Consider the following 26,593-nt stretch of genomic DNA (forward strand, 5'->3'; position numbering starts at 1 on the left):
GTGCCGTCGTCCGTCCGGGCCATTGATCGGCTCGCGCAGGCCCACGATGCATCCCATTACTATCTCGTCCCTTCCGCCGTGGCCAAGCCCAGGACGGCCGCCGACGTCGCCGTCCTGATGGCCGAGGCGCGGGCCAACCGGTCCACCATCACCTTCCGCTCGGGGGGAACCAGCCTTAGCGGCCAGGGCGTGACCGACGGCGTCCTCGCGGACACGCGATCGGGCTTTCGCCGGATTGAGGTCCTCGACGGCGGACTGCGCGTCCGTGTCCAGCCGGGTGCGACGGTACGCCAGGTCAACGTTGCGCTGGCGAAGTTTGGCCGAAAGCTGGGGCCCGATCCGGCCAGCGAGATCGCGTGCACCATCGGGGGTGTCGTGGCGAATAACTCCAGCGGCATGGCGTGCGGGATCGAGCAGAACAGCTACCAGACACTTGAGTCCCTCACGGTCGTTCTTGCAAGTGGCACCGTCATCGATACCGCCGCACCGGATGCCGATCGGCGCCTGCGCGAGCTGGAACCTACCTTGCACCGGGGCTTACAGCTTCTCCGTGAACGCGTGCGATCCAACCCCGCCTCGGTCCGCACGATCCGGTCCCAGTTCGCGATGAAGAACACGATGGGCTATGGAGTCAACTCCTTGCTCGACCACGAGCTCCCCGTCGATATCCTGATGCACCTGATGATCGGCAGCGAAGGAACCCTCGGTTTTATCGCCGAGGCGACCTTCCGCACCGTCGCCCTCCTGCCCTTCGCGGCAACGGCCCTCGCCGTCTTTCCCAGTCTTGAATCGGCGACCGCCGCGCTACCGCAACTCGCCGCCTCGGGCGCCGCCACGATCGAGCTTATGGACGCCGTGTCCCTCCGGGTCGCCCAAACCTTGCCCGAAAGCACCGCGCAACTCTCCGCCCTGCGCGTGCGTGGCCATGCCGCCCTGCTCATCGAGCACCAGGGCGATTCGGTCGGGGAGCTGAGCGACCGAGCTGCCAGAGCCACCAGGGAACTCGAGAGCCTTCTGCCCGGTGACGCGACTGAATTCACCACCGACACCAAAGTGCGGAAACGGCTCTGGTCCATTCGCAAAGGGCTCTACACGACCGTCGCAGGAGCGCGCCCCTCTGGCACCACGGCACTGCTGGAGGACATCGCCGTGCCCGTCGCGGCCCTGCTCGACACGAGCACGGGCCTCACCCGCCTATTCGAACGCTACGGGTACGACGACAGCGTCATCTTCGGCCACGCGAAGGACGCCAACCTACATTTCATGTTGAATGAACGCTTCGATGAGGCGAGCAGTCTCAAGCGGTACCGCGCATTTACCGACGACATGGTCGAACTCGTGCTCGGAGCTGGCGGATCACTCAAGGCGGAACATGGCACAGGGCGGATCATGGCGTCCTTCGTCCGGCGCCAGTACGGCGACGAGCTTCACGACGTGATGCGCGCCATCAAGACTCTCTTCGATCCGCTCAACGTGCTCAACCCCGGATCCGTGTTGAGCGATGATCCCGACGCGTACCTGCATCACCTCAAGACCACACCCACGGTCGAGGCAGAGGTGGACCGGTGCGTCGAGTGCGGCTACTGCGAGCCGGCGTGCCCCTCAAAAGATCTCACCCTCACCCCCCGCGGCAGAATCGCAATTCGGCGGGAGATGCGCAGCGCGGAGATCGCCGGAAACACCTCACTGCTCAAGGAGCTGCGCCGCGACTACGACTACGAAGGCATCTCCACCTGCGCCGTGGATGGCATGTGCCAGACCTCGTGTCCACTGAGCATCAATACCGGCGATCTGGTTCGCCGGTTGAGGGCGGAGAACTCCAAAGCCCTCGAGAACGGCGCCTGGGACATCGCCGCACGGCAGTGGGGTGCAGTGACCACTGCCGGCGCCCTGGCCCTGAATATCGCCGACAAGCTGCCACTGCCCCTCGTACGCGGAGCGACACACGCCGCGCGAGCATTGCTCGGTCATGACACCGTGCCTCTCTACGGAGCCGACCTCCCGGCTGGGGGGAGGCCCCGCCTCCCCCGGAAACAGCCCGACCCGGTCGCCGTGTTTGTGCCGTCGTGCATCGGCACCATGTTCGCACCCCAGGGCGACGGGATAGGCGTGATGGAGGCCGTGCTGCGGTTGAGTGAGCGCGCGGGCGTTCCCCTGCTCGTCCCGGAGGGAATCGAGTCGTTCTGTTGCGGGACGCCATGGAAGTCGAAGGGACATCTCAGTGGCTACGACCGGATGCGTGAGAACGTCCTGCCCTTGCTCCTTGCAGCGAGCGACGGCGGGCGCCTTCCGATCATCTGTGATGCGACGTCCTGCACGGAGGGCCTCGAGACTATGCGAGCCAGCGCGTCCACTGCCGGCGGAGCATTCGAATCACTGCGCTTCGTCGATGCCATCGAGTTCGTCCGAGACAACATCCTCGAGCTGCTCGAGATCACCCCCAGCCTCGCTTCCCTCACGCTGCACCCGACGTGTTCATCGACGCAGCTCGGCCTCAATGACGCTCTCGCCGCCATCGCCGCACGGGTGGCGACAACCGTGTCGATCCCCGAGACCTGGGGGTGTTGCGCCTTCGCCGGCGACCGCGGGATGCTTCATCCCGAACTCACCGCCTCGGCCACGGCCGCCGAGGCGGCAGAAGTCATCTCAGGAAACTTCGCAGCCCATGCTTCAACCAACCGCACGTGTGAACTCGGCATGAGCCGGGCAACCGGTAAGAACTACCGCCATGTTCTCGAATTGCTCGAGGAAGCGACCCGCTCCGGGGACTGAGAACAGGCACCCCTCACAGGCGCATCGCGTGGAGGGGGTTGTCAGCGGAATCCCAGCCCGCGATTGCCGATCCGGGTGCCCAAGTCGAGTGGGTGCCGCTGCTAATCCGTTCCGGCAGCCGGATCCGCACCACCGGGCCGGAGGTTACGTCCTGAGCGTCGTAGACCAAACACTCCGAGCGGTCGTTGACCATGTCAGTGGTCAGGGTGACGATATAGGCATCATCCTCACCGGTGGAGCCGACCTTCGGAGCGACCGCTGTTTCGCTGGCGAACACACCCTGCGGCAGCTCGACCCTCTCCGCCTTCCCGGTCTCATGATCCTGCTTGACGAACCCGTTGAACAAGAACATGTGCGGTTCGCGGAGCGCGGAGTACGAGTACCGGTGTCGTCGGCCGAGGTGGAGACCGTTGACCATGCCGAACTCGCAGACCACGTCTGTGATGTCGTACTCCTTGGTTTCACCCGTGCGCATGTTCATCGCCCAGCGGTGCAGTCGAGGGTCTTTCTGGTCCACGCCGAGGAACCGGAAGATCGCTTCATAGCCCCGGGCGCCCGGGCGGGGCTTCGGCGACGGGTTGATTTGGTAGTACCCGTCCAAAATGACCCAGTCGCCCTCCTCGTACGCGTTGAGCCAGTGCAGAACATAGGTCGGGTCGAACTCGAACCACCGAAGGTCGTTCGTCTTGCCGTAACGCGGGATAACCCCGATCCGGGTCGGGATGTCCCGGAAGAAACGCACCGCGTGTTTGCCCGCCTTGAGGGCTTCGGGATCCCAGAACAGCGGGCAATCGTTGAGGATCGAATAGTTCTCGGTAATCGCCATGTCGTGGCTGAGCCGAGGTCCGGGCAGGGGGATGTCGCAATAGTTGACCAGGTTGTTGTCTTTGTCGACGACCCCATAGTGCATGTAAGGCGCCTCGACGCCGTAGTTGAAGAACATCATCTCACCGGTGTGCTCGTCGACCTTGGGGTGCGCCGAGATGCCGTCCCTTGCCGGGAACGCTCCGTGCCAATCCTGTTTGCCGAGGGTTTCAAGCGTGGTGCCGCTGAGGCGGTACAGGTCGCCGCACTGGTAGAAGGTTGTTAGAACCTCGCCATTGTGGACCACCACGTCGGTGCTCGAGGAGTCCTTGAGTAGGCCGCGCGCTCCCCACCCGTAGTCGACCTTACTGAGAGACGGAGGCTCGGCCAAGCCGGGCCAGAGGGCCTCCCCGGCTGCTATCTCCGCCTTGAGTCCATCGGTCTGGACGAACCTGTTCCGGTAAAAGGCGCGCCCGTCCCGGAAGCCGACTACGTGGAGCATCGCGTCACCGTCGAACGGGTGGTACATCTTCATCGAGGCGTACAGCGGGTTCTCGGTGTTCCTGATATAGGCTCCATTCAGGTCAGCTGGTATCTCCCCCTCGACCTCCATATCGACGGCGTTCCATTCTGCCGTCTGCGGTGTCCAGGGGCCTGTCCGATAGGGATGGTCGTCGTCCTTGGGTAAGTCCGAGAGAAAGCGGGTGACGAGGTTCAGTTCCATGTCCGTCTCCTTATATCCCGGCCGCTGCGCCACCGGTGACCACCCAGGCGGCCGTGGTTGCGGTGCTGCCGCCGAAGTTGAGCGCCCCGACGCGGGTCGCGTTATTGATCTGGAAGTCTCCGGCCTGGCCGGTCACTTGCTTGTAGGAGTCCAGTAGCATGCGGACGCCTGTCGCGCCAACGGGGTGACCGCCACCGATCAACCCGCCGCTCGGGTTGAATGGAATCCGCCCACCCTTTTCCAGGTCCCCGTCTTCGATGGCCTTCCAGCTCTCACCGGGCGCGGTTACGCCGTAGTGGTCAATCGCTGCGTACTCGCTCATAGAGAAGCAGTCGTGGGTCTCAATGAGGTCCAGCTCCTCCACGCCGGCGATGCCCGCACGCTTGAATGAATCTTCGATCGCCGAACGCACGTGCGGCAGGACCCACGGTTGGCTCTGGCTGTGGGCCAGCTTTTGTGCGAGATCCAGGCCCACCGTCCGATGGCCCCAGCCCGAGATCAGCGCACGGGGCCGACGAGCGACGTCGGGGTTTTCGCGCAGGTACCGGTCGGTCACCAGGATGACGGCGGCACCGCCGTCAGTGATATTGCTGCAGTCCGTACGACGCAGCCGCCCCTCGACGACGGGGTTGGACTCGTTGTCCTCGCTGAAGTTCTCCGGACCCAGTGACCAGGCACGAGTCTGGGCATTCGGGTTGCTCCGCGCATTCCGCAGGTTCAACTCGCTGATAGCACGTAGGTGGCGGTTGTCGATCCCGAACCGGCGGTCGTATTCGTCCGCCAAGGCGGAAAACATGTACGGCCACATGAATTGGGCGGCCTGGCCCTCGTGGCCAATCCAGGCAGCGGCCCCGAGGTATCGGGCACCCGTGGCCGCGTCGGTGGTCTTCTCGATCTCGACCCCGAGCACCAGCGCGGTGTCGTAGCGCCCCGCCTCGAGTTCGGCCGCCGCGGCGAGGAGGGCCATCGAGCCCGAAGCGCAGGCCGCCTCGTGGCGGGACGCAGGAATGCCCCATAACCGGGGGTCAACGGTAGCCGGCATGGCTCCCAACTGCCCCTGACCGGTGAACAGCTCTCCGAAGGCGTTCCCGACGTGACAGGTCTGCACATGCTCGGGGTTGAAGCCGGTGCTGTCGAACACTCCGTCGAGCAGTTCCGCAGTAAGTGTCGACAGCTCGCCGCCCTCACGGGCGATGTTGCGCGAGAAGTCTGTCTGATAGCCCCCAAGGATCCACACGGACTCGGTCATCTGTTCACTCCTATCTGCGTCCGAGACGAACCCGAAAGTACTGCGTCGCTCGTCACTGGACAGAAAACCATTTTCTTGTCTAATCTACTATTAGATACGAAGTTAGCATTGTCAACAGTGGGCTTGGCTCTTGCTTCTACGGGGGCTAACCCTTAGACCGTCGGTTTGTCCGGGCCATTTTTGCGAATCGCGGGTTTCGTCCCGTTGGTTGAACCCAGCTGATACCGCCTGACAAGATTCCCAGGCTGTTGGATCAGGTTCCCGGATGAATGCTTGAGGTAGGCGTCGGAAGCGTCGATGCGCACGGACCTGCCGCCGAGCAACGGATGGGCTAACGTCGAAGCCGCTTCGAACGGGCATGCTGGCTTGGAAAAACGTAGTGTATGGTTCGAAATTCAATTACTTGACGGCGCGTGTCCATCGAACGCGGACTGTGAAATAGGGAGTGTGGGTTGCGAGTGTCCGACGCCGGGAAACCATCTGCCCGCCAAACTCCTCCGGCGACGCCCCGCGGCGCCGTGCGGCTCTTGGCGGACCGGACCTTCGGCCCGTTCTTCTGGGGAAAATTCACATGGTCCTGCGCGGTATGGGTGCACAGCATCGTCGCTGCGATCGTGGTTTTCGAGCTTAGTGGCTCCGCACTCGTGGTCGGCATCACCGCTGCCGCCCAGTTCGTTCCACAATTACTGGCGTCCCCTCTCGCCGGAAAGTTTGCGGACCGCGGTGACAAGGGACGGCAGATCCTGGCCGGAACAGCGGTTAGCGCTATCGGATGCATTGTCGCCGGCGCGGGCCTTTACGCCGTTCCGACGGACGCGGCCACGATTCTGGTCGTGAGCGCGACCCTGGTCGTGGGTCTAGGCGTCGCAGTGACTGGTCCAGCCGGTCAGGCCATCGTACCTTCGCTGGTACGCGAGGGAGAGCTGGCCGTGGGCGTCGAACTCAACACGTTGCCGCTGACGATCACCCGGGCGGTGGGGCCCGCGTTGGGTGCCCTCATCTACCTCAACTTCGGCGCCGTGGCGGCGTTCCTCGCCGCCGCCGCTGGATGCATGTTGTACGGGGTTGCTGTGCAGTTCACGGGGCGCGTCGTGGCGCGCCGGCCGGAACCTGGCGAGGACTTGACGGTGCGAGCGGCACTGCGGTTCGTGTGGAGCGACAAGCGGCTGCTCGTGCTGTTGCTGGGCATTGGAGCGATTGGTGTCGGCGTCGATCCCTCGACGACGTTGGCTATCCCGCTGGCGGCCGGATTTGGTGGCGGTGCAGGCCTGGTGGGCCAGCTCACGGGGTTCTTCGGTGCGGGGGCGGCCGCAGGCTTCGCCGCCACAGCCGTGTTAAGGCGTCGTCGCGCGCAGGAGACCTTGCCGTCACTCGGGTTATCGATCCTCGCGGTGGGGATTGGAGCCACCGCGGCCAGCCCAAATCCCTTCCTTGCCATGGCTTCGTTCTTCGTTGCGGGCATCGGCATGACCGTGGCGCTGACGAGCATTAGTACACAGGTTCACCTCCGCACCCCGGATAGCTATAGGGGGCGGGTCATGGCCCTGTGGATGGTCGCCTTCCTAGGGTCGAGGCCGTTCGCCGCCACGACCACTGGCTACCTTGCGGACGTCGCATCCGTATCGACAGCGCTCCTCATTACGGCAACGATCTGCGCCGGTGCCGCTATCGCGTGCCGCCGACCCAAACTCTCCTCCTGAGGGCAATCACCTTGGACGATCAGGCCTATAGTATGATACAAATTACGAAGCTAGAGAGCTTGCAATTGGAAGGGAAGAGGGAATGAAGCTGCACCCCCCCGAGACGGTGGCGGCCTACACGGAGGCAGGATGGTGGGGCGTCAAGACGTGGCCGGAGATGTTGGCGGACCACGTGACGGCGATGCCCGACCGACTTGCAGTAGCCGATGCCCCAAACTTGGCCTCGATCAACGGTTCCTCGGTTCAGCGTCTAACCTGGCGCGAGTTGGCGGCACGAGTCGACCAGGTCGCCGCTGCCCTACATGCCGGCGGGGTACGCAGCGGAGACCGTGTTGGCCTGCAACTGCCGAACTCGGTGGACCTGACCGCCAGCTACCTTGCGCTTGCGAGCCTGGGAGCGATTGCAGTTCCCTTCGCCTTGCAGTATGGCGAGTTCGAGCTCGTCCAGATGGGTGAGCTGGCAGGGATGACCGCCTTCGTGGCTTCCTCGCTTCCCCGACGACCTCTCGAGCCGCTCGCACGCGTGCTGACGGATCGGCTGCCCCTCAGGTCCGTCTTTGCCGTGGGGCCGGACGTGCCGGAGGGTGTGCTGCCCCTGGGCGTGTCAGCGGACGTTTCGCCGGAGCACGTTTCCGCCGCGCACCGCTATCGAGAAACCCTAGATTTCGATCCCAACGACGCTGTCACTCTGTGCTGGACCTCCGGCACGGAGTCGATTCCGAAGGGGGTGCCCCGTTGTGCCAACGACTGGTATCGGATGGGCCTGTCCGGCGTCGACGGCGCGGACCTAACAGTCGACGACGTCTTGTTGAACTCGTTCCCGATGGTGAACATGGGCGGGATCGCAGGGATGTTCATCCCGTGGCTTATCACCGGCGCTACCCTCATCCAGCACCACCCGTTCGATGCCAGTGTGTACTTTCGCCAGATCCAGGACGAGGCGGTGACCTACACGTTGGCGGCCCCTGCCGTGCTCATTCGCTCGCTGTCGATGCCCGAGGTTACGGTTCAGGGCCTGGCCAGCGTCCGGGCGATCGGCTCCGGGAGCGCACCGCTGCCACCGTCGATGATAGTGGCGTGGCGTGAGCGGTTTGGGGTCGACATCATTAACTGCTTCGGCTCCAACGAGGGGATTACTCTGAACTGCGATCCGCGTTCAGTTCCGGATCCGGAGCAACGCTCCCGCCTGTTCCCCCGGTTCGGATCCCCGGACCACGTGTGGCGGCATCGCTCGGCCCTGGGCATGGAGAGCCGTCTTGTGAGCCAGGAGGACGGAGCGATCATCACCGACCCCTTAGTGCCCGGCGAACTTTGCATCAAGGGCCCCGGGGTCTTCGCCGGCTACTATCAGGGCACCACCAGCAGTGACCCGTTCGACGAAGACGGTTTCTACCGCACCGGCGACATCTTCCAATACGTCACCGATGAGCATGGCGACATGCGGTTCTTCCAGTACGTCGACCGCGCAAAGGACCTCATCATTCGTGGCGGACTGAAGATCTCGCCCGCGGAACTTGAACAACTTATCCAAGGCCAACCGGCCGTCCGCGAGGTTGCCGTGGTCGGCCRCCCGGACCTCGAGCTCGGGGAGCGGGTGGAAGCGGTCGTCGTGCTCAACCCCGGCGCGGCCCTGTCGCTCGCCGAACTACTCGCGTTCCTCCGCGAGCATCAGCTGGCCGTCTTCAAGCTCCCGGAGAGCCTGCGTATTGTGGCCGAACTGCCCCGGAGCCCCATGGGGAAGGTTCTCAAACGCAGCCTCCGGGCAACCTCCTAAGTCTCCCGATCCACCCCTACCGAAGAGAGAGGCATCCGTGCCCAACCTCCCCACCATTCGCCAGATCGTCCTACTCGTACCTGACCTTGAGCCCGCCCTTGCCGAGTTCCGGCAAGCATTTGGGTTTACTCGGGGCACTCGTCATGAGGAGGGGATGGCCCAACTCGGCTTCGAGCACGAGATCTTCACTTTCGGCGACACCTTCTTAGAGATCTGCGCGCCGCTAAGCCCGGATTCGCACGCGGGAAAGCTTGTCAAGCGCCGCGGCCCGATGGGATACATGGTCGATGTCCAGGTTGGCGACCTCGCGAGCGTTTCCGCCCGTGCGGCCGAGCTCGACATCCACCCGCTCTTCGCGCGGGAGATGGACGGGCACGAGATCTCCCAGTGGCATCCCAAGGCCTTTGGTACTCTCGCCGAGTTCGACCAAGTCGAACCGCACGACACCTGGCACTTCGCTCCAGGGATCTTCGAGGCATCGTGCACTGAAGTCGCGCAGGACATGGTGGCAGCAGTGCTGGCGGTCCCGGACCCGATAGCGACAGCGAAGACTTGGGGCACAGTGCTGGACGCCGAGGTGGTGGACGACGCGACTGTCCTACTCGAGAAAACGCAGGTGCGTTTCGTGCCCGCGGGCAACCGCACCGGGCTGGTCACGGTCGACGTGACAGCAACGGACCCGGCACGGGTAGGCGAAACAATCCACCTGAGCGGCGTCGACTTCTCATTCGTCGCGGCGACGACGGAGGGCTGAGAGATGACCGAGTTCATCCGCTACGACGTGACAGATGGTCTAGCGACCATCACTATCGACCGACCGGCGAAGCGCAACGCGCTCAGTTGGGCGATGTATCATGCACTCAGGCGGCACCTGGTCGAAGCGGAAACGGACCCCGCGGTGACCGCCATCATCATCACCGGGGTTCCCGAGCAGTTCTGTGCCGGGACCGACCTGACCGACCTCGACCGGCCCGGTGCGGCCAAGGAGGCAAGCGGGGATAAAGGCGCTCCCCGCGAGGATGACCACTGGTTCGTGGTCGACTGCACGAAGCCCGTGATCACGGCCGTGGACGGTCCTGCCGCAGGGCTCGGCGTGGAGATCGCGACCCAAAGTGACTTCCGCATTGCCTCAACCCGGGCACGGTTCAGCTGGATCTTCGTCCAGCGTGGGCTCATTCCCGACACGGGAGCCGGGACGTGGCTGCTGCCGCAGCAGATCGGCCAGCAGCAGGCCAAGCGATTGGTGTTCTCCGGTGAGTTCATCTCGGCACAGGAGGCCCATCGGATTGGGTTTGTGTTGGACGTCGTGGAACCGGAGGACCTGCCCACGGCGGCACGGGAGCTCGCCCGAAAGGTCTCGACCGGTTCGCCCTTCGCCGTACGCGAGGCGAAGGCGTTGATCGACGCTGCGGGATCCCGCACACGATCCGAGCACTTGAAGGCGCACGACGTCGCGGTCCAGAGGTGCCGGGAGTCCGATGACCACAAAGAAGGCGTTCGAGCATTCCTCGAGAAGCGCCCTGCTGTGTTCACAGGCACGTGACCGGCCGGGGCGGAGCGGCAACTGGGCCATAACTCTCATTCGTGCCAGACTGTTTTGGAAACCTGAGGAAGTGTGCGGGCTCGACATTGCCTGTCCCCGCGAGTATCTGGGCAGGCGCTAAAGAGGAGGAATTTTCCATGGACCATGACCGGCAGACTTCCATTGTCTGACGGGCCAACTCCGGGAACTGTATCGAGTTCAACAGGGCTTGGTCTCGCACTACTGGGCGACCACTGGACGCTGAAGATCCTTCAGCGCGTCTTCCGTGGTGAGCGCCGGTATCAACAGCTTAGGGATTCGATCGGCGCGTCCGACTCTGTCCTTGCCGATCGTCTGAAGGGGCTGATCGAGGGCGGCCTCCTGGCGAAAAAGCCCTACGTTGATGGGCGTGTTCGTTACGAGTATCATCTCACCGCTATGGGGATGGCGACGTGGAGGATCTTCGTCGCGGCACACGTGTGGGAACGACAATGGTTGGACCCCATTCCCGGACCGCGTCCGATCCTGATGCACCGACTGTGTGGCGACGAGGCTGTTCCTGAGCTGGTGTGCGGCAAGTGCGACCTGCCCGTCCGGCCACGTGAAACTTCCGTGAAGCGCTCCCGTGAGACCTTGAGCTACGTCGGCAGCGCTCCACGCCGGCACCACACACAGCAGCGCACCATACTGAAGTCTCGTACCGACCCACTGGAGCTGCGCAGCGAGACGCTGGAGCTCCTTGGGGACCGGTGGAACACGGCCCTGGCCTCCTCGGCCATCATCGGCATCCGCAGGTTTAGCGACTTCGAGCGGTTCCTCGGGATCCCCCCGACAGTGCTGTCGGCCCGACTGTCGCGGTTCGTCGACTTGGGAATCCTGCGAGTGCAGGAACTGGCGGGAGGCAAGAGGCGCTCCGACTACCGCCTGACCGACCGGGGAAGAGCAATGAGCGGATTCCTGATCGAGATCGTCTGCTGGGCCAATGAGCACCTCAAGTCGAATGGTGCGGAGGTCGCCATCGAGGTCATTCACGACGCCTGTGGTCGGAAGTTGCAACCGGAGTACCAGTGTGGTCACTGCGGGCTGCGGTTGCGACGCCAGGACATCTACTTCGTGCTCGGCGAGAGGCGAAATTCTACGCTCATCCAGATCGGCTCTTGACGAAGCTGCCTTTGTATCTCATAGTAAATGTATAAGTTGCTGACCTTTGCTTACTGATGCCGAAAGCGTTAGGGGTTCGCGACACTAGGAGACTACATGCCTGGCGGCGCTTTTATTTTCGAAGCGATTAGGACAGCACGAGGTAAGGCGAAGCCTACCGGCGGACTCGCCGAGCACACGCCGCTGGATATGCTCACTCTGCTGTTCAAGGAGCTCGAGTGCCGTACAAATCTTGACGTCGAACGCGTCGAGGACGTCGTCATCGGCACTGCCCGGCAGCATTACGAGCAGGCCTCCAACGTGGGCAGGCTGGCGCCACTGATGGCCGGCTGGCCCAACTCCGTGGGCGGGGGCACCGTCAGCAGGGCGTGCGCGTCCGGACTGGACGCCGTCAATATCGCTGCCGCACGAATCAAGGCAGGGGATGCATCGCTCATCGTGGCCGGGGGAGTGGAATCGCTCTCCAGAGTCCCGATGGGCAGCGACATGGGCCCGCTATGGCACGATCCGAAAGTGTCCGAGACGATTGGGGCGATCCACATGGGTGTCGCCGCCGATCTTGTGGCCACCCTTCTGGGCTACGAGCGCGAGGAGATCGACCAAATGGGGGTTCGCTCTCAGGCCGCTGCTTCTGCCGCGCAAGCCGCCGGCCGATTCGCAAGGTCCCTCGTCCCGGTCGCCAGCGCGGACGGTACGACGTTGCTCGACGCAGACGAGCACGTACGTCCGGGGACGACACTCGAGCAGCTGGCGGCCATGCCGCCCGCCTTCGCCGAGATGGGCGCCGCCGGGCAGGACCAGGTCGCGCTCCGAAGTTATCCGCAACTCTCAGCCATTCGTCATCTCCACACCCGCGGCACTTCCCCTTCGCTCGCCGACGGGGCAGGTGTACTGCTCCTGGGCGATGAGGGCGGCGCGTCCGCAGTGGGTTGCCGGCCCCGTGCCAGGATAGTCGCCTCAGCCACGGTCGGCGCTAGCCCGATCGAGATGATGACGGCCGGCCAGGAAGCGACGACCGCCGTGATCGCACGGGCCGGTCTCAAGCTCGACGACATAGACCGTTTCGAGTTCGCCGAGGCGTTCGGCGCGCTTTGCCTCAAGTTCCAGCGCGAGCTTGGAGTCGGCGACGATCGGTTCAACGTTAACGGCGGCACGATTGCCATCGGCCACGCGTTCGGCGCCACCGGTCCGTTCCTACTGGCCAACCTCATCGACGAACTCGAGCGCTGTCGCGGGCGCTACGGAGTGGTCTCCATAAGCGGCGCGACCGGCATCGGTGTCGCCACGCTCGTCGAGCGAATCGATTAGAAGGAGCTGTCACGTGTTTTTCGCCAAGCGTCTATTCACATCCGTTGGCCTGTTGGTCATGGTGTCGGGAATGACCTTCTTCATGATCCTCATGGTCCCCGGCGACCCTGCAGTGACTGCCGCGGGACCCGAGGCCACAGCCGAACAGATCGAGGAGACCAGAAAGCGCCTCGGCCTCGGCGACAACATCCTCGTACAGTTCGTCAGGTGGATCCACTCCGCGGTCACCGGCGACCTGGGGGTGACGTTGCAAGGCGGCACGCCCGTCGCTGATCTCGTGCTGGAACGGTTCCCGGTCACCGTCGGGCTGGCACTCCTGGCGATCATCCTGGCCCTTCTCGTGGCTGTGCCGGTCGGAGTGATCGCCGCGGTACGTCAAGGGAGCCTGCTAGACCGCGTCATCACCATCGCCGCGTCGGCGGGCACCGCGGTGCCGGCCTTCTGGCTCGGCTTGGTACTCGTGATCGTGTTTTCCTTGACGTTGAGGATCCTGCCATCATCGGGCTATGTGCCGTTTACCGAGTCACCGTCGCGGTGGCTGCAGTACCTAATCCTTCCGGCGGCCACGCTGGCAGCGGCGCCGGCGGCAGAAATTGCGCGCCAGTTGCGGGCCTCAATGATCGACATCCTCGACCAGGACTACGTCCGCACCGCCAGGGCCAAAGGGCTGCCCACACCCAGTGTGCTGCTCAAACATGCCCTGAAGAACGCGGGCGTTCCGGCAATGACCATGATTGGACTCCAAATGACCTTCCTGCTCGGCGGGGCGGTCATCGTGGAACAGATCTTTGGAGTCCCGGGGTTGGGCGCACTATCAATCACGGCGGTGCTGCAACGTGACATCCCGCTCATCCAAGGTACGGTCCTCGTCGCCGCGCTGGCAGTCCTCGTCGTCAACCTCATGGTCGACCTCTCTTACCGTTACTTCAACCCGAAGGTGCAATGAGCATGGCGGACAACAAAACAATGGCTCCCGACGATCCGGACATCGATGTCTGGGCCGAGGCAACCCGACGTGAAGCTGCCGCCGTCAGGCAATCTGCAGCGGGCGAAACCGCCGTGAGGACCCGCCCCTGGGCACGATTCAAGACCCGCTTCCTCAAGCAAAAGACCGGCGTCGTGTCGGTGCTTGTGCTGGCGCTCGTCTGCTTCGTCGCGATCTTCGAGGCATACGTTGCACCTCTGGACCCCAATAACCAGAACCTGAGCAACATCCTGCAGGCGCCCAGCTCGCAGCACTGGATGGGGACCGACGACGTCGGGCGCGACGTCTTGTCGCGGCTGGTCTACGGCACCCGGGTCTCCCTGGTGGCTGCGTTGGAGGCCACCGTCATCGCGGTTGTCTTGGGCCTGCCGTTCGGTCTGATCGCCGGCTACCTCGGTGGGGCCGTTGACCGGGCGATCATGTTCGTGAATGACGCGATCATGGCCATGCCAGGCCTACTGCTGGCCATTGCGATCGTCGGTATGCTCGGCCCGGGCCTGACAAACGCGATGATAGCCATCGGTATCGTGTTCGCCCCCCGCATCCTGCGAATCGTGCGTGGAAGCGTGATGGAGGTGAAAGAGGAGACCTACATCGAAGCCTCCCGCAGCATCGGCGCCTCGACGACCCGGATCGTCTATCGCCATGTGCTAGGCAACGTGCGGTCCCCGTTCATCGTTGGTGTGTCACTGCTGGTCGGTCGGGCAATGCTGAGCGAGGCAAGCCTGAGCTTCCTGGGCATGGGAGCCCAGTACCCCGAGGCCAGCTGGGGAGCCATGCTCGGCCGTGCGATGCCGTTCATCGACCGTGCACCCTTCCTTATCTATTACCCCGGCATCGCGATCGCGATCGTGGTGCTTGCCTTCAACGTCGCCGGTGACTCGCTGCGCGACTCGCTTGGACGCGAATCGAGGAACAACTAATGCCATCGAACTTACTCCCGGCCAGCAGCGAGGCTGCTGGGGAGATCTCTGCCGTGCCCGGGACCGACCAAGTCCGGGGCCGCCCCTTGGTGCGAGTCCGCGAGCTATCGATCGAGTTCTCGACAAACCAGGGCTACCAACGCGTGATCAACGACGTGTCCCTCGATGTGCATCCCGGTCGGATCCTTGGCGTAGTGGGTGAGTCGGGATCCGGCAAGAGCGTCACCAGCCTGGCCATCATGAACCTGCTGCCGAAGTCCGCTGCCAGGATCGCCAGCGGCACCATCGAAGTGGACGGTGTCGATCTCGCCACCCTCAGACCAAGGGAGCTCTCGGCCCTGCGCGGCAACACGATGGCCATGATCTTCCAGGAGCCAATGACAAGCCTCAACCCGGCTTTCACGATCGGTGAGCAGATCGCGGAGACGGTACGACGACACGAGGGCCTTAACCGTCGCGACGCCTGGGCCAGGGCTGTGAAGGCCCTCGACGATGTCGGAATCCCCAACGCTTCAGGGCGTGCGAAGCGCTATCCCCATGAGTTCTCCGGCGGTATGCGGCAGCGGGCGATGATCGCGATGGGGCTCTCCTGCAACCCGAGGGTCCTGATCGCCGATGAACCCACCACCGCATTGGACGTGACGATCCAAGACCAAATCCTCCAGCTCCTGCGGACCCTGTGCGAGGAGCGGGGGCTGGCAATTATGCTGATCACCCACAATATGGGCGTGGTTGCGGACGTCTGTGACGAGGTTGCCGTGATGTACGCCGGCGAGATTGTCGAGCATGGTGATGTCTTCGATCTCTTCCGCCGACCGCGCCACCCGTACACCGAGGGACTGCTGCGAGCGATGCCCAAGCTCAACGGCCACAACGACCTGGTGTCGATCCCTGGCTCAACGCCAGCACCTTGGGCCATGCCACCCGGGTGCCGTTTCGAACCGCGGTGTCCCTATTCGGTGGCGAGCTGCAGTGAACGGGTACTGCCCCTGATTGAGGTGGGTGACCGCCAATCCCGGTGTGCCCGTGTCGCCGAACTGAAGCTAGGAGCAAATCTATGAACACCGACGAAGTTCTCTCCGTCTCCGGGCTCTCCGTGAACTTCCCCGGTCGTCGTCGCCGGGGTGTGCGCGCAGAGACCCTCCATGCCGTCAAGTCAGTCGATTTCACGATCTCGCGGGGCGAAACCCTCGGCCTGGTCGGTGAATCCGGGTCTGGCAAGTCGACCGTTGCGCGGGCGGTCATGCAGCTGATCCCGCCCGCCGACGGCCGGGTGGAGCTCAACGGCCGGGAGATTACCGGATTGACGGGTAAGAAGCTCCGCGCCGCGCGCCGAAACATCCAAATGGTCTTCCAAGATCCGTACTCCTCTCTGGATCCCTCGATACTCATTGCAGACAGTGTGGGCGAGCCGCTCGAGGTGCATACCGACCTGAGCCGCCGCGAACGTGAAGCCCGAGTGGCGGAATTGCTGGACCTGGTGGGTCTCGGGGCTCATCACATCGAGCGGTATCCCTACGAGTTCTCGGGCGGTCAGCGCCAGCGCATCGCGATAGCCCGGGCGCTCGCGCTGAATCCGTCGCTGGTTATTTGCGATGAGGCAGTCAGCGCCCTCGACGTCTCCACCCAGAACCAGATCATCGCACTATTGGAGCAGCTCCAGAGGAAATTGGACGTCGCCTACCTTTTCATCTCCCACGACCTGGCCGTAGTACAGCACATCTCGCACAGGGTCGCCGTGATGTACTTTGGCCGCATCGTCGAAATTGGGCCCACCGAGCAGATCTTCGCGCGGCCGCAGCACCCCTACACGGCTGCACTGCTGAACGCCGTACCGACTCCGGACCCCGTCCAGCAACGTAACCGAGGGAAGACAGCCCTGACCGGCGAGATCCCAGACATCGCCAGACCACCCAAGGGCTGTGCCTTCGCGAGCAGGTGCAACTTCGCAACGGACCAGTGCCGCACCGACGTGCCCGTCTTCCGGCATGCCGGCGCATCAGCCGTGGCTTGTCATCACCCACTCGAGCTGATCTCCGCCACCTAGGAGTTCCGCCTAATGAGCACTACACAGACGCGACCCGCTACCAAACCTCTTGATTGACTCTCTAATACGTAGTATTATCAAATAATTATTAGGGAGTTGTCTGCAGCTTTATGGCTATCCTAAGGCTATTTGACTCTCCAGTTCGTAGTAATTAGTGTGTCTGGAACGGTCCGGGCGTCGGTCCGGCGAGGGTTCTGCAGATGGAAGAAGGGCGATGGATTTCAGCGGCAAGTGCGGCCACGAAACGTTTGTGGTCGATCTCGAACTTAGATGGAGCGACGAGGACTCGCTCGGCCACGTTAATCACGTCAAGGTGGTGGACCTCCTACAGGAGGCTCGCATTCGGTGGCTCGGCCAGACCGCCCCCCGCAAGGGTTTCGCTGACTTCGAGGCACCTCGGGTGGTCGTTTCGCTGGCCGTCGACTACGCACGGCCGCTGTACGGCAACGCCCCGGTCCAGATTGCCATGCATGTGACCCGGATCGGGACCAAGTCCTACACGGTGGCCTACCGCGTGAGCCAGAACAGCGTCGAGGCAGTCGTCGCCTCGACGATCCTAGTAACCCTGGATGCATCGGGGACAGCACGTTTCGTCACTCCCGCTGAGGCGGATTATCTGCGGCCATTCCTCGCGGCGGCCGAAAAAGGAGAAGGAACATGACGAAGATTTCCACGACTGAGCTGCGCGCACGGTTTGCTCGCAGCCTCTCCGAGCTATACGGGAAGGAAGTGCCGGCCTATCGTGAACTGGTCGAGGTCGCCCAGGAGGTCAACGCCGCGGTCATCGCCGAGCGCGGCAACGACGCGGAGCGCCTCGGCTCGATCGAGAGGGTCACCGCGGAGCGCCACGGTGCAATCCGGGTCGGGACGCCCGGCGAACTGGCCCAAGTGACCCGCATCTTCGCGGCCTTCGGCATGTACCCCACGGGCTTCTACGATCTGCGCGATGCCCAACCCAACCCCGTTCCGGTTATATCCACCGCTTTCCGGCCTGTCGACCGGCAAGAATTGGCGATTAACCCCTTCCGAGTTTTTACCTCGATGCTCGTTCCCCAGGATCGGCGGTTCTTCGACGAGGAGGTCGAGGCGCGCCTCGTCGCGTTCCTGGAGTCCCGTACCCTCTTCCCCGACGAGCTGCTCGACTTGGCTGACCGTGCTGAGGCCGACGGCGGCATGGACGAGATGGCAGCCGACCGCCTGATCGAACTGGCGACCGGGGCCTTCGAACTCTCGGTCGACCCGGTCGATCGGGCCTGGTATGAGACTCTGCACTCAATCTCGAGCGTGGCCGCCGACATCGGTGGCGTGGGCAGCACCCACATCAATCACCTCACCCCTCGGGTGCTCGACATCGACGCCCTGTATGCGCGGATGCAGGCGCGCGGTATCGAGATGATCGACCAGATTCAAGGACCGCCGCGCTGGGACGGTCCCGACGTGCTGCTACGGCAGACATCCTTCCGTGCACTGGCCGAGGCCCGGAACTTCCGGGAAGTTGACGGCACGGTGGCGTCCGGCGATCTTCGTGTGCGCTTCGGGGAGGTCGAAGCCCGGGGTATCGCGCTTACGCCGGCCGGTCGGCAGCTCTACGACCAGCTTATGATCGAAATCGACGCCGCGACCGCGGCCGGTCCAGGGACCACCCGACAGCAGCACGCGGCGCGCGTCTGGGAGCAGTCGTTGCCGACAACCGAGCACGACCTCGCCATTAGGGACTTGGCGTTCTTCACCTTCCACGTCGCCCCCGACCTGCCCGAGGGGCCCCCGCCTGGCCATCGACTGGTGGATCTGCTGGAAAACGGCTGGATCACCGCCAAGCCCATCGTTTACGAGGATTTTCTCCCCAGATCGGCGGCCGGCATCTTCGCCTCCAACCTCTCCAGTGACGGCCTGGTCGACCTGAGCCAGGGCGAAGCGGTTCGCGACATCACGTGGATGGCCGAGGTGATCGGCCGCGAGGTTCACGTGCCCGAGGAATTGTACGCGCGAGAGCGCGCTCGCTCGCTGGAACTGGTCGCGACCGAACTGGGTCTGAGGCAGGGAATCGAAATGCCGACGGCATCGACGATGTGCGGCGAAGTGCCGGGGCGACTCCCGTGACCACCACCGTCCCCGACCCGGCTCGCGCCGCCGCGCACCGGGCCAGCGGAGTCCGCGGGGTCGGCGACCCTTGCGCGGACGCCTACTTCACCGCCAGCCGCACTGTCACCTCGCAGCGAGCATGGGCTTTGAGACGACATGTGTCTGCTGTAGCGGCCAGGCGCGAGCGTGCCCCGTTGGGCGGCTTCGCTCAACTTATCGGCTCGTCGCCCGTGCACCGGTCGACGACCGCGGCTCGAAACGACCCTGGAGGTCAGCAATGAAAGCGCATCAACTCGTTGGCCCGACTCGACTGATCGAGATCGACGCGCCAACTCCGCGGGCATGCGACCTGAGCGATGGTCAGGTGCTGGTGAGGATGGTTGTCGCCGGAATCTGCGGCAGCGACCTGCCTGCATTTTCAGGGAAGCGGTCCCCAAGCGTCGGCCCCGAGGTCTTCGACCGGGGAGTGGGGATTCCCGGCTATCCGTGCCACGAACTCGTCGCTGAGGTCGTCGCCAGCGCCGATCCGGGCTTTAGTCCCGGCCAGATGGTTGTCGGCTGGGCATCGAATCGGGATGGGTTGGCAGAATACGTCGTCACCAGCGGGCAGGAGATCCATGCCTACGATGCCCGGCTCACGCCGGAGCGGGCGATCCTCATCCAGCCCCTTGCCTGCGTCCTGCACGCCCTGCAACAGCTTGGTGACGTCTCTGGTCGGACCGTGACGATCTTGGGTCTCGGCCCCATCGGTCTGCTTTTCGCCCATGCGGCCAAGGCTCGAGGAGCGCGGTGGGTGGTGGGGGTGGACCGGGTGGACCGGTCGGAGGTGGCCGCTGTCTTCGGTCTCGATGAGGTGGTTCACCTCTCGAGCAACCAGTGGGCCGGGGGGGTCGATCCCGAGGATGCCACCGAGATCGTGGTCGAGGCGGTCGGGCACCAGGTGGGAACCCTCTCGGATGCGCTGGCTGGAGTCGCCGTCGGGGGGCGGGTCTTCTACTTTGGGATTCCCGACGACCCCGTCTACCCGTTGGGAATGGACGTGCTGCTGCGCAAGAATCTGACGTTGCAGGCCGGCTTCGTGTTGGCAGGTGCCCGACGGGAGGCTCTCCGTGAGGGGGAGTCTTACCTGCAGGCCCACCCTGGCCTTGCTGAGGTGATGTCTACCCACATCTTCACCCGTGAGTACGCGGCAAAGGCTTACGAAGCGGCCACCGTGCCAAAAGTTGGCCAGCACAAGGTGGTTATAACGTTCCCCTGAAGGGGCGCAAATTGTATGGCGCGACACCGCGAAGGCCTGACACTTCGAAGTATGGATGACTGTGTGAGACCTTGCGGGTTGATCAAACCGGCACGCTCGACCCCAACCAAGCCTTTAAGACATCGATTTTTTGGCGAAATGCATAACTAATGCGAAATTGCTTGACAGGGCAAACTTTGTAAATCATAGTAACTTCAGATGACTGACTCCGGTCGCATCAGCCTTTCCCTCGCTTTTTTCAAAGGAGAAAAAACATGACTTGGCAACCCACCTTGAAACGCTGGTCCTTCGCGACCGTCCTGGCGGTGCTACTCATGGCCGTGACGGCCTGTAGTCCCGGCAGTAGCAGCAGCGTGGACACCGAAGAGAAGGCCACCCTGCGTTTCGTATACAGCCACGCGCCAGCCACGCTGGATCCGGCCACCTCGAACTCGGCGTACTATGACGTGCCGCTGTTTCTCATGTTCGACCGCCTGATCCACATCAGTCCCGAAGGCAAACCGGTGCCGGGCCTTGCCGAGTCGTGGACCTACTCCAAGGACGGGAAGACCCTCAGCCTGAAGCTCCGTGACGGCGTGAAGTTCCACGACGGCACCCAATTCAACAGCGACGCCGTCAAGGCCAACATCGAGTACGGACTCACCGTCAAGGCATCTTTCGTAAAGACCGATCTTCAAAGCATCTCAAATGTCAAGGTCGTGGACCCTCTCCGGGTCGACCTTGAGCTGAAAGAAACCGATGTCGCGCTCGTCGCTAAGCTCAGCGGCAGGGCTGGCGCCATAGCGAGCCCAGCCAGCATCGAGCGCGGCGACCTCGGTACCAAGCCGGTCGGCACGGGGATGTACCAGATCGATGGGGACTACCAAGTCGGCGTCAAGCTCGACGTCAAGCAGTTCGATGGCTATTGGGACCCCAAGGCGCAGATGCTCGCCGGGGTTTCCATGAGCTTCAACACGGACCCGACCGCGGCGCTAAACGCCATCCGCAGCTCAACTGTGGATGCTGGCTACCTCCGCGACAGCACGATTGATCCGGCCAAGTCCGCAGGCCTGAACATCGTCGAGGGCTACGGCGTCGGCTTCGGGGCCATCGTGATCAACCAGCAGCTGAACAAGCCCCTGCAGGATCCGCGCGTGGTGAAGGCCATCAACCTGGCCATCAACCGTGAGGACATCGTCTCCTCAATCCTCTTCGGCTACGGTAAGCCCGCCAATCAGCCCTTCCCCGAGGGTTCAGCGGGCCGCAGTGACGCCCCGGCATACAGTCATGACCCGGCGGAGGCGAAGAAGCTCCTCGCGGCAGCCGGCTATGCCAACGGCTTCGACCTGACCCTGACCAACGCCCCAGGCCCCAACCAGCGAGTCAGCGAGGCAGTGGCAGCGCAGCTCGAGAAGGTCGGTATCCGCGTCAAGGTCAAAAACCTCGAGGGTGCCGCGCTGGCCCAAGGACTCTCGACAACCAAGAACCTGGAAGCGGTGACCACCGTGTGGACCGGTCGTGCCGACCCGTCGCTCACCCTGGAGCAGATGTTCCTACCCACGGGCATCACAAACCCCGGTGGTAAGGCGTCTGAGAAGCTGGTCTCGCTTTACCAGCAGCAGCGCAACGAGTTGGACCCGGCCAAGCGTGCTGAACTTCTCGCTCAGATCTCAACGGAGATTGTGGAGAACCCAGGCAGCCCGATCATCCTGTTCCAGTCCGTCAACGCTGTTGCCTCGGCCAAAAAGGTCACCGGTCTGCAGACTTGGCAAAGTGGCAAGCTTGAGTTTCGCGGCGTCGGCCTGACCAAGTAATTCAAGCGGCCGATCGTCGGGTCCGGGCTCACCTGGTCCGGACCCGACGATCGTCGCACAGGCTATCCCTGTTCCTTGTTCTGCGCACCATGCCGCAGGCTATCGTCCGATCCAGAAAGCCACCATGACTTCGCGATTTCCTTTCCCCTTGCGTCTGCCGATCGTGGCGGCACCGATGTTCCTCGTCTCCGGGCCGGAACTGGTCCTCGCAGCCTGCGGTTCGGGAGTCGTCGGATCCTTTCCCGCACCCAACTGCCGGACGACCGCGGATCTGGACGAATGGATGGGGGAGATAACCGACGGTGTGCGCCGTCTCAAGGACCAGGGAGCGCCCCATCCCATCGCTCCGTGGGCGCTCAACATGATCACGCATAGCTCCAATAGCCGGCTCCCCGATGACCTCCAATTGGTGGCGGAGTACAAGCCACCGATCGTGATCACGGCCCTCGGCTCGCCTCGGCCCGTGATGGAGGTCGTCAAGTCCTACGGCGGGCTGGTTATCGCGGACGTTGTCAACCAGAAGCTGGCCCGCAAGGCCGCAGCCGTCGGCGTCGACGGCCTCGCCTGTGTGTCCAGCGGAGCCGGAGGCCACACCGGCCACCTGTCGCCGTTCTCGTTTGTCTCCGCCGTGCGGGACTTCTTCGACGGGATTATCGCGGTCGGTGGCGGCATCAGCGACGGTTCCGGGGTGGCCGGAGCGATCGTTGCCGGCGCCGATCTCGCCTACATTGGGACCCGATTCCTCGCCACCAACGAAAGCCGGGCCGTCGACCCGTACAAGCAGATGATTGTCGATCACGGACCAGACGACCTGATCGTAAGCGACGGTGTCACGGGTACCAACGCCTCTTGGCTGCGACCGAGCTTGATTGCCAACGGCATGGATCCCGACAACCTGGTCCCGCCCGAGGAGCGCGTCTACGGGTCAAGCACCCGTCACAAAAAGTGGAAAGACATCTGGGCGGCGGGTCAGGGCATCGAGACCATCAGGTCTGTCGAGGACACCTCGACCGTAGTCGACCGCATCGAGGAACAGTACCGCGAAGCGGCCCGGCGGTTCACTTCCCTGGCTCCCAACGGCGTCCAGCAGGGCTGATGACGCGGACCACCGCGCTGGCGGTCGAACTCGCACCTCATGTACGCGTCAATCCGGTTTCCCCGGCGGTAGTGAAAACCCGGTTTGCCGCCGCCGCCGCTTTTCTCGTATCGGCGGACTCCAGCTGGATAACGGGCCAGATCCTCGACGTCGACGGCGGGCTGCTTGCCGCTGGCGGCACCGCTTAAAGCCGATTCCCCACTTCGAAAGGAACCAATGTCATGACTCAGATCCCCCTGGAGATCGAGGAGCTTCGACTGAGAACCCGCGACTTCATACGCACCGTTGTCATCCCAGCCGAGCCCAAGCCAGGACACCGGCTTGAAAACGCCACCCGGATCCGTCTGCAAGCTGCGGCCAAAGCGGCCGGTGTCTTCGCCCCCCACGTCGCCAAGGAGTACGGCGGCCAAGGCGTTCCCGTCGGCTACTGGTCGCCGATCTTCCAGGAAGCCGGCTATTCGCCAATCGGTCCCACAGTGCTCAATTGCATGGCCCCGGATGAGGGAAACATGCACATGCTCCACCTCATTGCCACGGACGAACAGAAACTGCGCTATCTCAAACCGCTGGCCGCCGGTTCGACACGGTCGTGTTTTGGCATGACCGAACCGCATCCGGGTGCCGGTTCCGATCCCGCTGCCCTGCAAACCCAGGCCGTGAAGGTCGAAGGTGGCTGGACCATAAACGGCCACAAACGCTTCATCAGCGGGGCCAACGACGCCGCCTTCTGTATCTTGATGGCCAGAAACGATGCAACAGGGGAATCCCCGGCCGGGGCCACAATGTTCCTCGTGGACATGGACACTCCCGGGGTCCGTATCGGTGAGCAGATCCACACCATCGACAGGGCTATCGACGGAGGACATCCCCACGTCCACTTTGAGGACTGTTTCGTTCCAGACGGTGCAGTCCTCGGTGCCGCGGGCATAGGATTCAAATATGTCCAGATGCGGCTTGGGCCTGCGCGTCTCACGCACTGCATGCGCTGGCTCGGTCTGGCCCGCCGGGCACTTGACATAGCACTGGATAGGGCTCAGCGGCGGGAGCTTTTCGGATCCCCTCTTCACGGCCTCGGGCTCGCCCAGGAACTGATATCACAGTGTGTCATCGATATCGAAACATCCGATGCCATCATCACCAAGACGGCGGCCCTCCTGGAAACAGACCCAAGAGCCGGATCCGCGCTGTCCTCCGTGGCAAAAGTGCATTGCTCCGAGTCGATCTATCGTGTGGTCGACCGCGCCATGCAAATTTGTGGAGGAGACGGGGTCTCTGATGCTCTTCCCCTGGCGGCCTATCTCAACGAAGTCCGCCCTTTTCGAATCTATGACGGCTCCAACGAGACGCACAAGTGGGCAATCTCGCGCCGGGCCTCAGCCCATCGGAGCCACGCTGTCGAGTGCGGTGAACCGTACATGGCCGACGTGGAATCCGTTGGAGCGTTGTGATGCAGAGCGTCCCGGACGGCACTGAGGTCGTCGCCACGGCTTCAGAGGCGGCGCGTCTGAACTTGCCTCCGTTCCTGATTCTCGATGCCGTGGAAGAGTTCATGACCGCCCATGGCCTCGGCACGGGCCCGCTTTCCTGGGATCGCATCGGGGATGGTCAATCTAATGTCACCTTTCGGATACAGCGTGGCGGCGACGTATTTGTCCTGCGCCGCGGACCGCGTCCGCCGCTTCCGAAATCGACGCACGATATGGTTCGTGAAGCACGGATCCAGCAACTGATTGGGTTACATGGCATTCCCGTTCCGAAAGTCCTGGCCGTCTGCGCGGATGCTTCCGTACTTGGTGTGCCTTTTTACATCATGTCCTTCATTGAAGGAACCATCATAACGGACCGAATTCCGGCTTATCTCGCGTCTGCGGGGCAACGGAAGGCTACGAGTGAGGCTGTCATTGACTCGCTAATCCAGGTCCACCAAGTGGACGTCACTGCGGGTGACTTGGCCTCCTTGGCAAAACCTGCGGGATATCTGCGTCGCCAAGTTGAGCGTTTCTCCAACCTATGGGACACGAACACGACCAGGTCGCTGCCCGAGGTAGCAAGGATCGGGGGCTGGCTCGAACGCAACCTCCCGGATAGCCAGGCTACTGCCTTGGTGCACGGGGATTTCCGGATTGGCAACCTGATGTTTGCCCTTCAGGCGCCTGCGCAGGTGACAGGCATTCTGGACTGGGAAATGGCGACCATCGGCGATCCCTTGGCTGACCTGGGCTACCTGACTGCAACGTATGCAGAGGCAGGCAGCCCGAGAACACCGTTGGAGTTGACCTCTGTCACAAGAGAGCCAGGATACCTCGGTAGGGACAATCTCGTCGCCCGGTACCAGGAACGTACCGGGCTCGACCTTACCGCCCTGCCCTGGTACCAGACCCTGGCATTGTGGAAGGCTGCTATTTTCTGTGAGGCCATCTACAGCCGCTGGATGAACGGGGAACGTCCCCACGACACAAGTTTTGCTCCAATCCTTAAAGACGGTGTACCTCGAATCCTTGAACGGTCCCGGGAGTTCGCCGGCTGCTCATGACTTTGGTGACTGAATTTCACAAACAGAAGCCATGCCATCGAGACCTTGCTTAATTGGACGCGCGCTTAGGGTTGAACCTATTCCCGTGCTAAATTCACGCCCATGGTCAACTCCGCAACCCAAGATCCTGGCCCGGCTATCGCAGTTGCCCTTGAACTGCTGATCCGGCAGGGTTACAACTCCACCCCGGTGGAAGAGTTAGCGGACGCGACCGGCATCAGCCGAAGCACGTTCTTCCGTAAGTTCGGTTCCAAGGAGGAGGTGGTTTTTGCTGATCACGAGCGCCTTTTGGCTCGGGTCGAAGCTGACCTTGCAGGCGCTACAGGCGATCCGCTTACCGCGGTGACGGAGGCGGCGCTCATGGTCTTCGATCAGCATGTTCGCAACCGGGAGACGTCCCTGCTCCGGAGCCGCCTGCTGCGCCAGGTACAGATGCTCCGGGAGCGTGAACTGGTAACAACGCACCGTTACGAGCGGTTGTTCCGCCGTCACTTGCAGTCCGCCCTTAGCGACGAGGGCCAGGAGTTTAGTGCCGTGTCCCTCGCGGCGGCCGTGGTGGCCGTCCACAACAGGGTCTTGCGGCACTGGCTCCAGGATGCGGAAGAGGGTTCCGATGACCGGCTGGATCACACAATGACTGCGCGGCTGGGCCGCGAATTGCGGAATCTGACTGACATCTTTCGGCCAGCGCTTTTTCCGGCTGCGGTCTTGGAACCCACCCGTCCTGCCGTCGTCGTTGCCGTCCTGGAACCTGGGGCGGGTACCGAACAGATCATCGATGCTGTCCGCGAGGCTTTGAGTCCAAAACAACTATGACACTAAGTACCTTGACGTGAGACTCAGTGTCAGGCATTGTTGATCC

22 protein-coding genes are annotated in these 26,593 nt (G+C 63.1%); 20 read left to right on the forward strand and 2 right to left on the reverse strand.

Features of this window, described 5'->3' with window-relative positions; genetic code table 11:
• Complete coding sequence (locus AB4Y80_RS00235) at nt 1-2,772, forward strand: FAD-binding and (Fe-S)-binding domain-containing protein (RefSeq protein ID WP_442211205.1); 2,772 nt, start codon at nt 1-3, stop codon at nt 2,770-2,772.
• A 13-nt stretch (nt 2,773-2,785) separates the two neighbouring features.
• On the opposite strand, the gene AB4Y80_RS00240 is transcribed toward AB4Y80_RS00235, so the two are convergent.
• Both AB4Y80_RS00240 and AB4Y80_RS00245 read right to left on the reverse strand, forming a co-directional pair.
• A complete protein-coding gene (locus AB4Y80_RS00240; protein ID WP_442211206.1) occupies nt 2,786-4,300 on the reverse strand; it encodes a carotenoid oxygenase family protein in 1,515 nt (504 codons plus the stop codon).
• A 10-nt stretch (nt 4,301-4,310) separates the two neighbouring features.
• Entirely contained in the window at nt 4,311-5,549 is a 1,239-nt protein-coding gene (locus AB4Y80_RS00245; RefSeq protein ID WP_442211207.1) for an acetyl-CoA acetyltransferase, read from the reverse strand.
• A gap of 458 nt (nt 5,550-6,007) precedes the next feature.
• On the opposite strand from AB4Y80_RS00245, the gene AB4Y80_RS00250 reads away from it, so the two are divergent.
• From AB4Y80_RS00250 to AB4Y80_RS00340, 19 genes are all read left to right on the forward strand, one after another.
• A complete protein-coding gene (locus tag AB4Y80_RS00250) occupies nt 6,008-7,249 on the forward strand; it encodes an MFS transporter (RefSeq protein ID WP_442211539.1) in 1,242 nt (413 codons plus the stop codon).
• Between the two features lie 82 nt (nt 7,250-7,331).
• Nucleotides 7,332-9,023 (forward strand): class I adenylate-forming enzyme family protein, encoded by a 1,692-nt coding sequence (locus AB4Y80_RS00255; RefSeq protein WP_442211208.1) that lies wholly within the window; start codon nt 7,332-7,334, stop codon nt 9,021-9,023.
• A gap of 37 nt (nt 9,024-9,060) precedes the next feature.
• Complete coding sequence (locus AB4Y80_RS00260; RefSeq protein WP_442211209.1) at nt 9,061-9,777, forward strand: VOC family protein; 717 nt, start codon at nt 9,061-9,063, stop codon at nt 9,775-9,777.
• Nucleotides 9,778-9,780: 3 nt separating this feature from the next.
• Complete coding sequence (locus AB4Y80_RS00265; RefSeq protein ID WP_442211210.1) at nt 9,781-10,566, forward strand: enoyl-CoA hydratase/isomerase family protein; 786 nt, start codon at nt 9,781-9,783, stop codon at nt 10,564-10,566.
• A gap of 144 nt (nt 10,567-10,710) precedes the next feature.
• On the forward strand, nt 10,711-11,706 hold the full coding sequence (locus tag AB4Y80_RS00270; protein ID WP_442211212.1) for a winged helix-turn-helix transcriptional regulator: 996 nt from the start codon (nt 10,711-10,713) through the stop codon (nt 11,704-11,706).
• Between the two features lie 96 nt (nt 11,707-11,802).
• On the forward strand, nt 11,803-13,014 hold the full coding sequence (locus AB4Y80_RS00275; protein WP_442211213.1) for an acetyl-CoA C-acyltransferase: 1,212 nt from the start codon (nt 11,803-11,805) through the stop codon (nt 13,012-13,014).
• Between the two features lie 13 nt (nt 13,015-13,027).
• Nucleotides 13,028-13,960 (forward strand): ABC transporter permease, encoded by a 933-nt coding sequence (locus tag AB4Y80_RS00280; protein WP_442211214.1) that lies wholly within the window; start codon nt 13,028-13,030, stop codon nt 13,958-13,960.
• A complete protein-coding gene (locus AB4Y80_RS00285; protein WP_442211215.1) occupies nt 13,957-14,922 on the forward strand; it encodes an ABC transporter permease in 966 nt (321 codons plus the stop codon). The genes AB4Y80_RS00280 and AB4Y80_RS00285 overlap by 4 nt, the downstream gene beginning before the upstream one ends.
• Nucleotides 14,923-15,065: 143 nt before the next feature.
• Nucleotides 15,066-15,983 (forward strand): ABC transporter ATP-binding protein, encoded by a 918-nt coding sequence (locus AB4Y80_RS00290; RefSeq protein ID WP_442211216.1) that lies wholly within the window; start codon nt 15,066-15,068, stop codon nt 15,981-15,983.
• Nucleotides 15,980-16,969, forward strand: a complete 990-nt coding sequence (locus AB4Y80_RS00295) for an ABC transporter ATP-binding protein (protein WP_442211217.1) — start codon at nt 15,980-15,982, stop codon at nt 16,967-16,969. The genes AB4Y80_RS00290 and AB4Y80_RS00295 overlap by 4 nt, the downstream gene beginning before the upstream one ends.
• 214 nt (nt 16,970-17,183) lie before the next feature.
• Nucleotides 17,184-17,630 (forward strand): acyl-CoA thioesterase, encoded by a 447-nt coding sequence (locus tag AB4Y80_RS00300; RefSeq protein ID WP_442211218.1) that lies wholly within the window; start codon nt 17,184-17,186, stop codon nt 17,628-17,630.
• Nucleotides 17,627-19,069 carry a 2-oxoadipate dioxygenase/decarboxylase gene (gene hglS / locus AB4Y80_RS00305; RefSeq protein WP_442211219.1) on the forward strand — a complete coding sequence of 481 codons (1,443 nt, stop codon included), beginning with the start codon at nt 17,627-17,629 and terminating at the stop codon, nt 19,067-19,069. The genes AB4Y80_RS00300 and hglS overlap by 4 nt, the downstream gene beginning before the upstream one ends.
• Before the next feature lie 259 nt (nt 19,070-19,328).
• Nucleotides 19,329-20,309 carry a zinc-binding dehydrogenase gene (locus AB4Y80_RS00310; RefSeq protein WP_442211220.1) on the forward strand — a complete coding sequence of 327 codons (981 nt, stop codon included), beginning with the start codon at nt 19,329-19,331 and terminating at the stop codon, nt 20,307-20,309.
• A gap of 254 nt (nt 20,310-20,563) precedes the next feature.
• Nucleotides 20,564-22,102 carry an ABC transporter substrate-binding protein gene (locus tag AB4Y80_RS00315; RefSeq protein ID WP_442211221.1) on the forward strand — a complete coding sequence of 513 codons (1,539 nt, stop codon included), beginning with the start codon at nt 20,564-20,566 and terminating at the stop codon, nt 22,100-22,102.
• 124 nt (nt 22,103-22,226) lie between these two features.
• Nucleotides 22,227-23,198 carry an NAD(P)H-dependent flavin oxidoreductase gene (locus tag AB4Y80_RS00320; protein WP_442211222.1) on the forward strand — a complete coding sequence of 324 codons (972 nt, stop codon included), beginning with the start codon at nt 22,227-22,229 and terminating at the stop codon, nt 23,196-23,198.
• Nucleotides 23,198-23,386: a Rossmann fold domain-containing protein gene (locus AB4Y80_RS00325; RefSeq protein WP_442211223.1), complete on the forward strand. Its 189-nt coding sequence runs from the start codon at nt 23,198-23,200 to the stop codon at nt 23,384-23,386. Before AB4Y80_RS00320 ends, AB4Y80_RS00325 begins: the two co-directional genes overlap by 1 nt.
• Before the next feature lie 33 nt (nt 23,387-23,419).
• Complete coding sequence (locus AB4Y80_RS00330) at nt 23,420-24,646, forward strand: acyl-CoA dehydrogenase family protein (RefSeq protein ID WP_442211224.1); 1,227 nt, start codon at nt 23,420-23,422, stop codon at nt 24,644-24,646.
• Nucleotides 24,646-25,731, forward strand: a complete 1,086-nt coding sequence (locus AB4Y80_RS00335; protein WP_442211225.1) for a phosphotransferase family protein — start codon at nt 24,646-24,648, stop codon at nt 25,729-25,731. The genes AB4Y80_RS00330 and AB4Y80_RS00335 overlap by 1 nt, the downstream gene beginning before the upstream one ends.
• Nucleotides 25,732-25,833: 102 nt before the next feature.
• Nucleotides 25,834-26,547 carry a TetR/AcrR family transcriptional regulator gene (locus tag AB4Y80_RS00340; RefSeq protein WP_442211226.1) on the forward strand — a complete coding sequence of 238 codons (714 nt, stop codon included), beginning with the start codon at nt 25,834-25,836 and terminating at the stop codon, nt 26,545-26,547.
• Nucleotides 26,548-26,593 lie beyond the last annotated feature (46 nt).

The organism is Specibacter sp. RAF43 (genome assembly GCF_052114065.1).
Classification (GTDB): Bacteria; Actinomycetota; Actinomycetes; order Actinomycetales; family Micrococcaceae; genus Specibacter.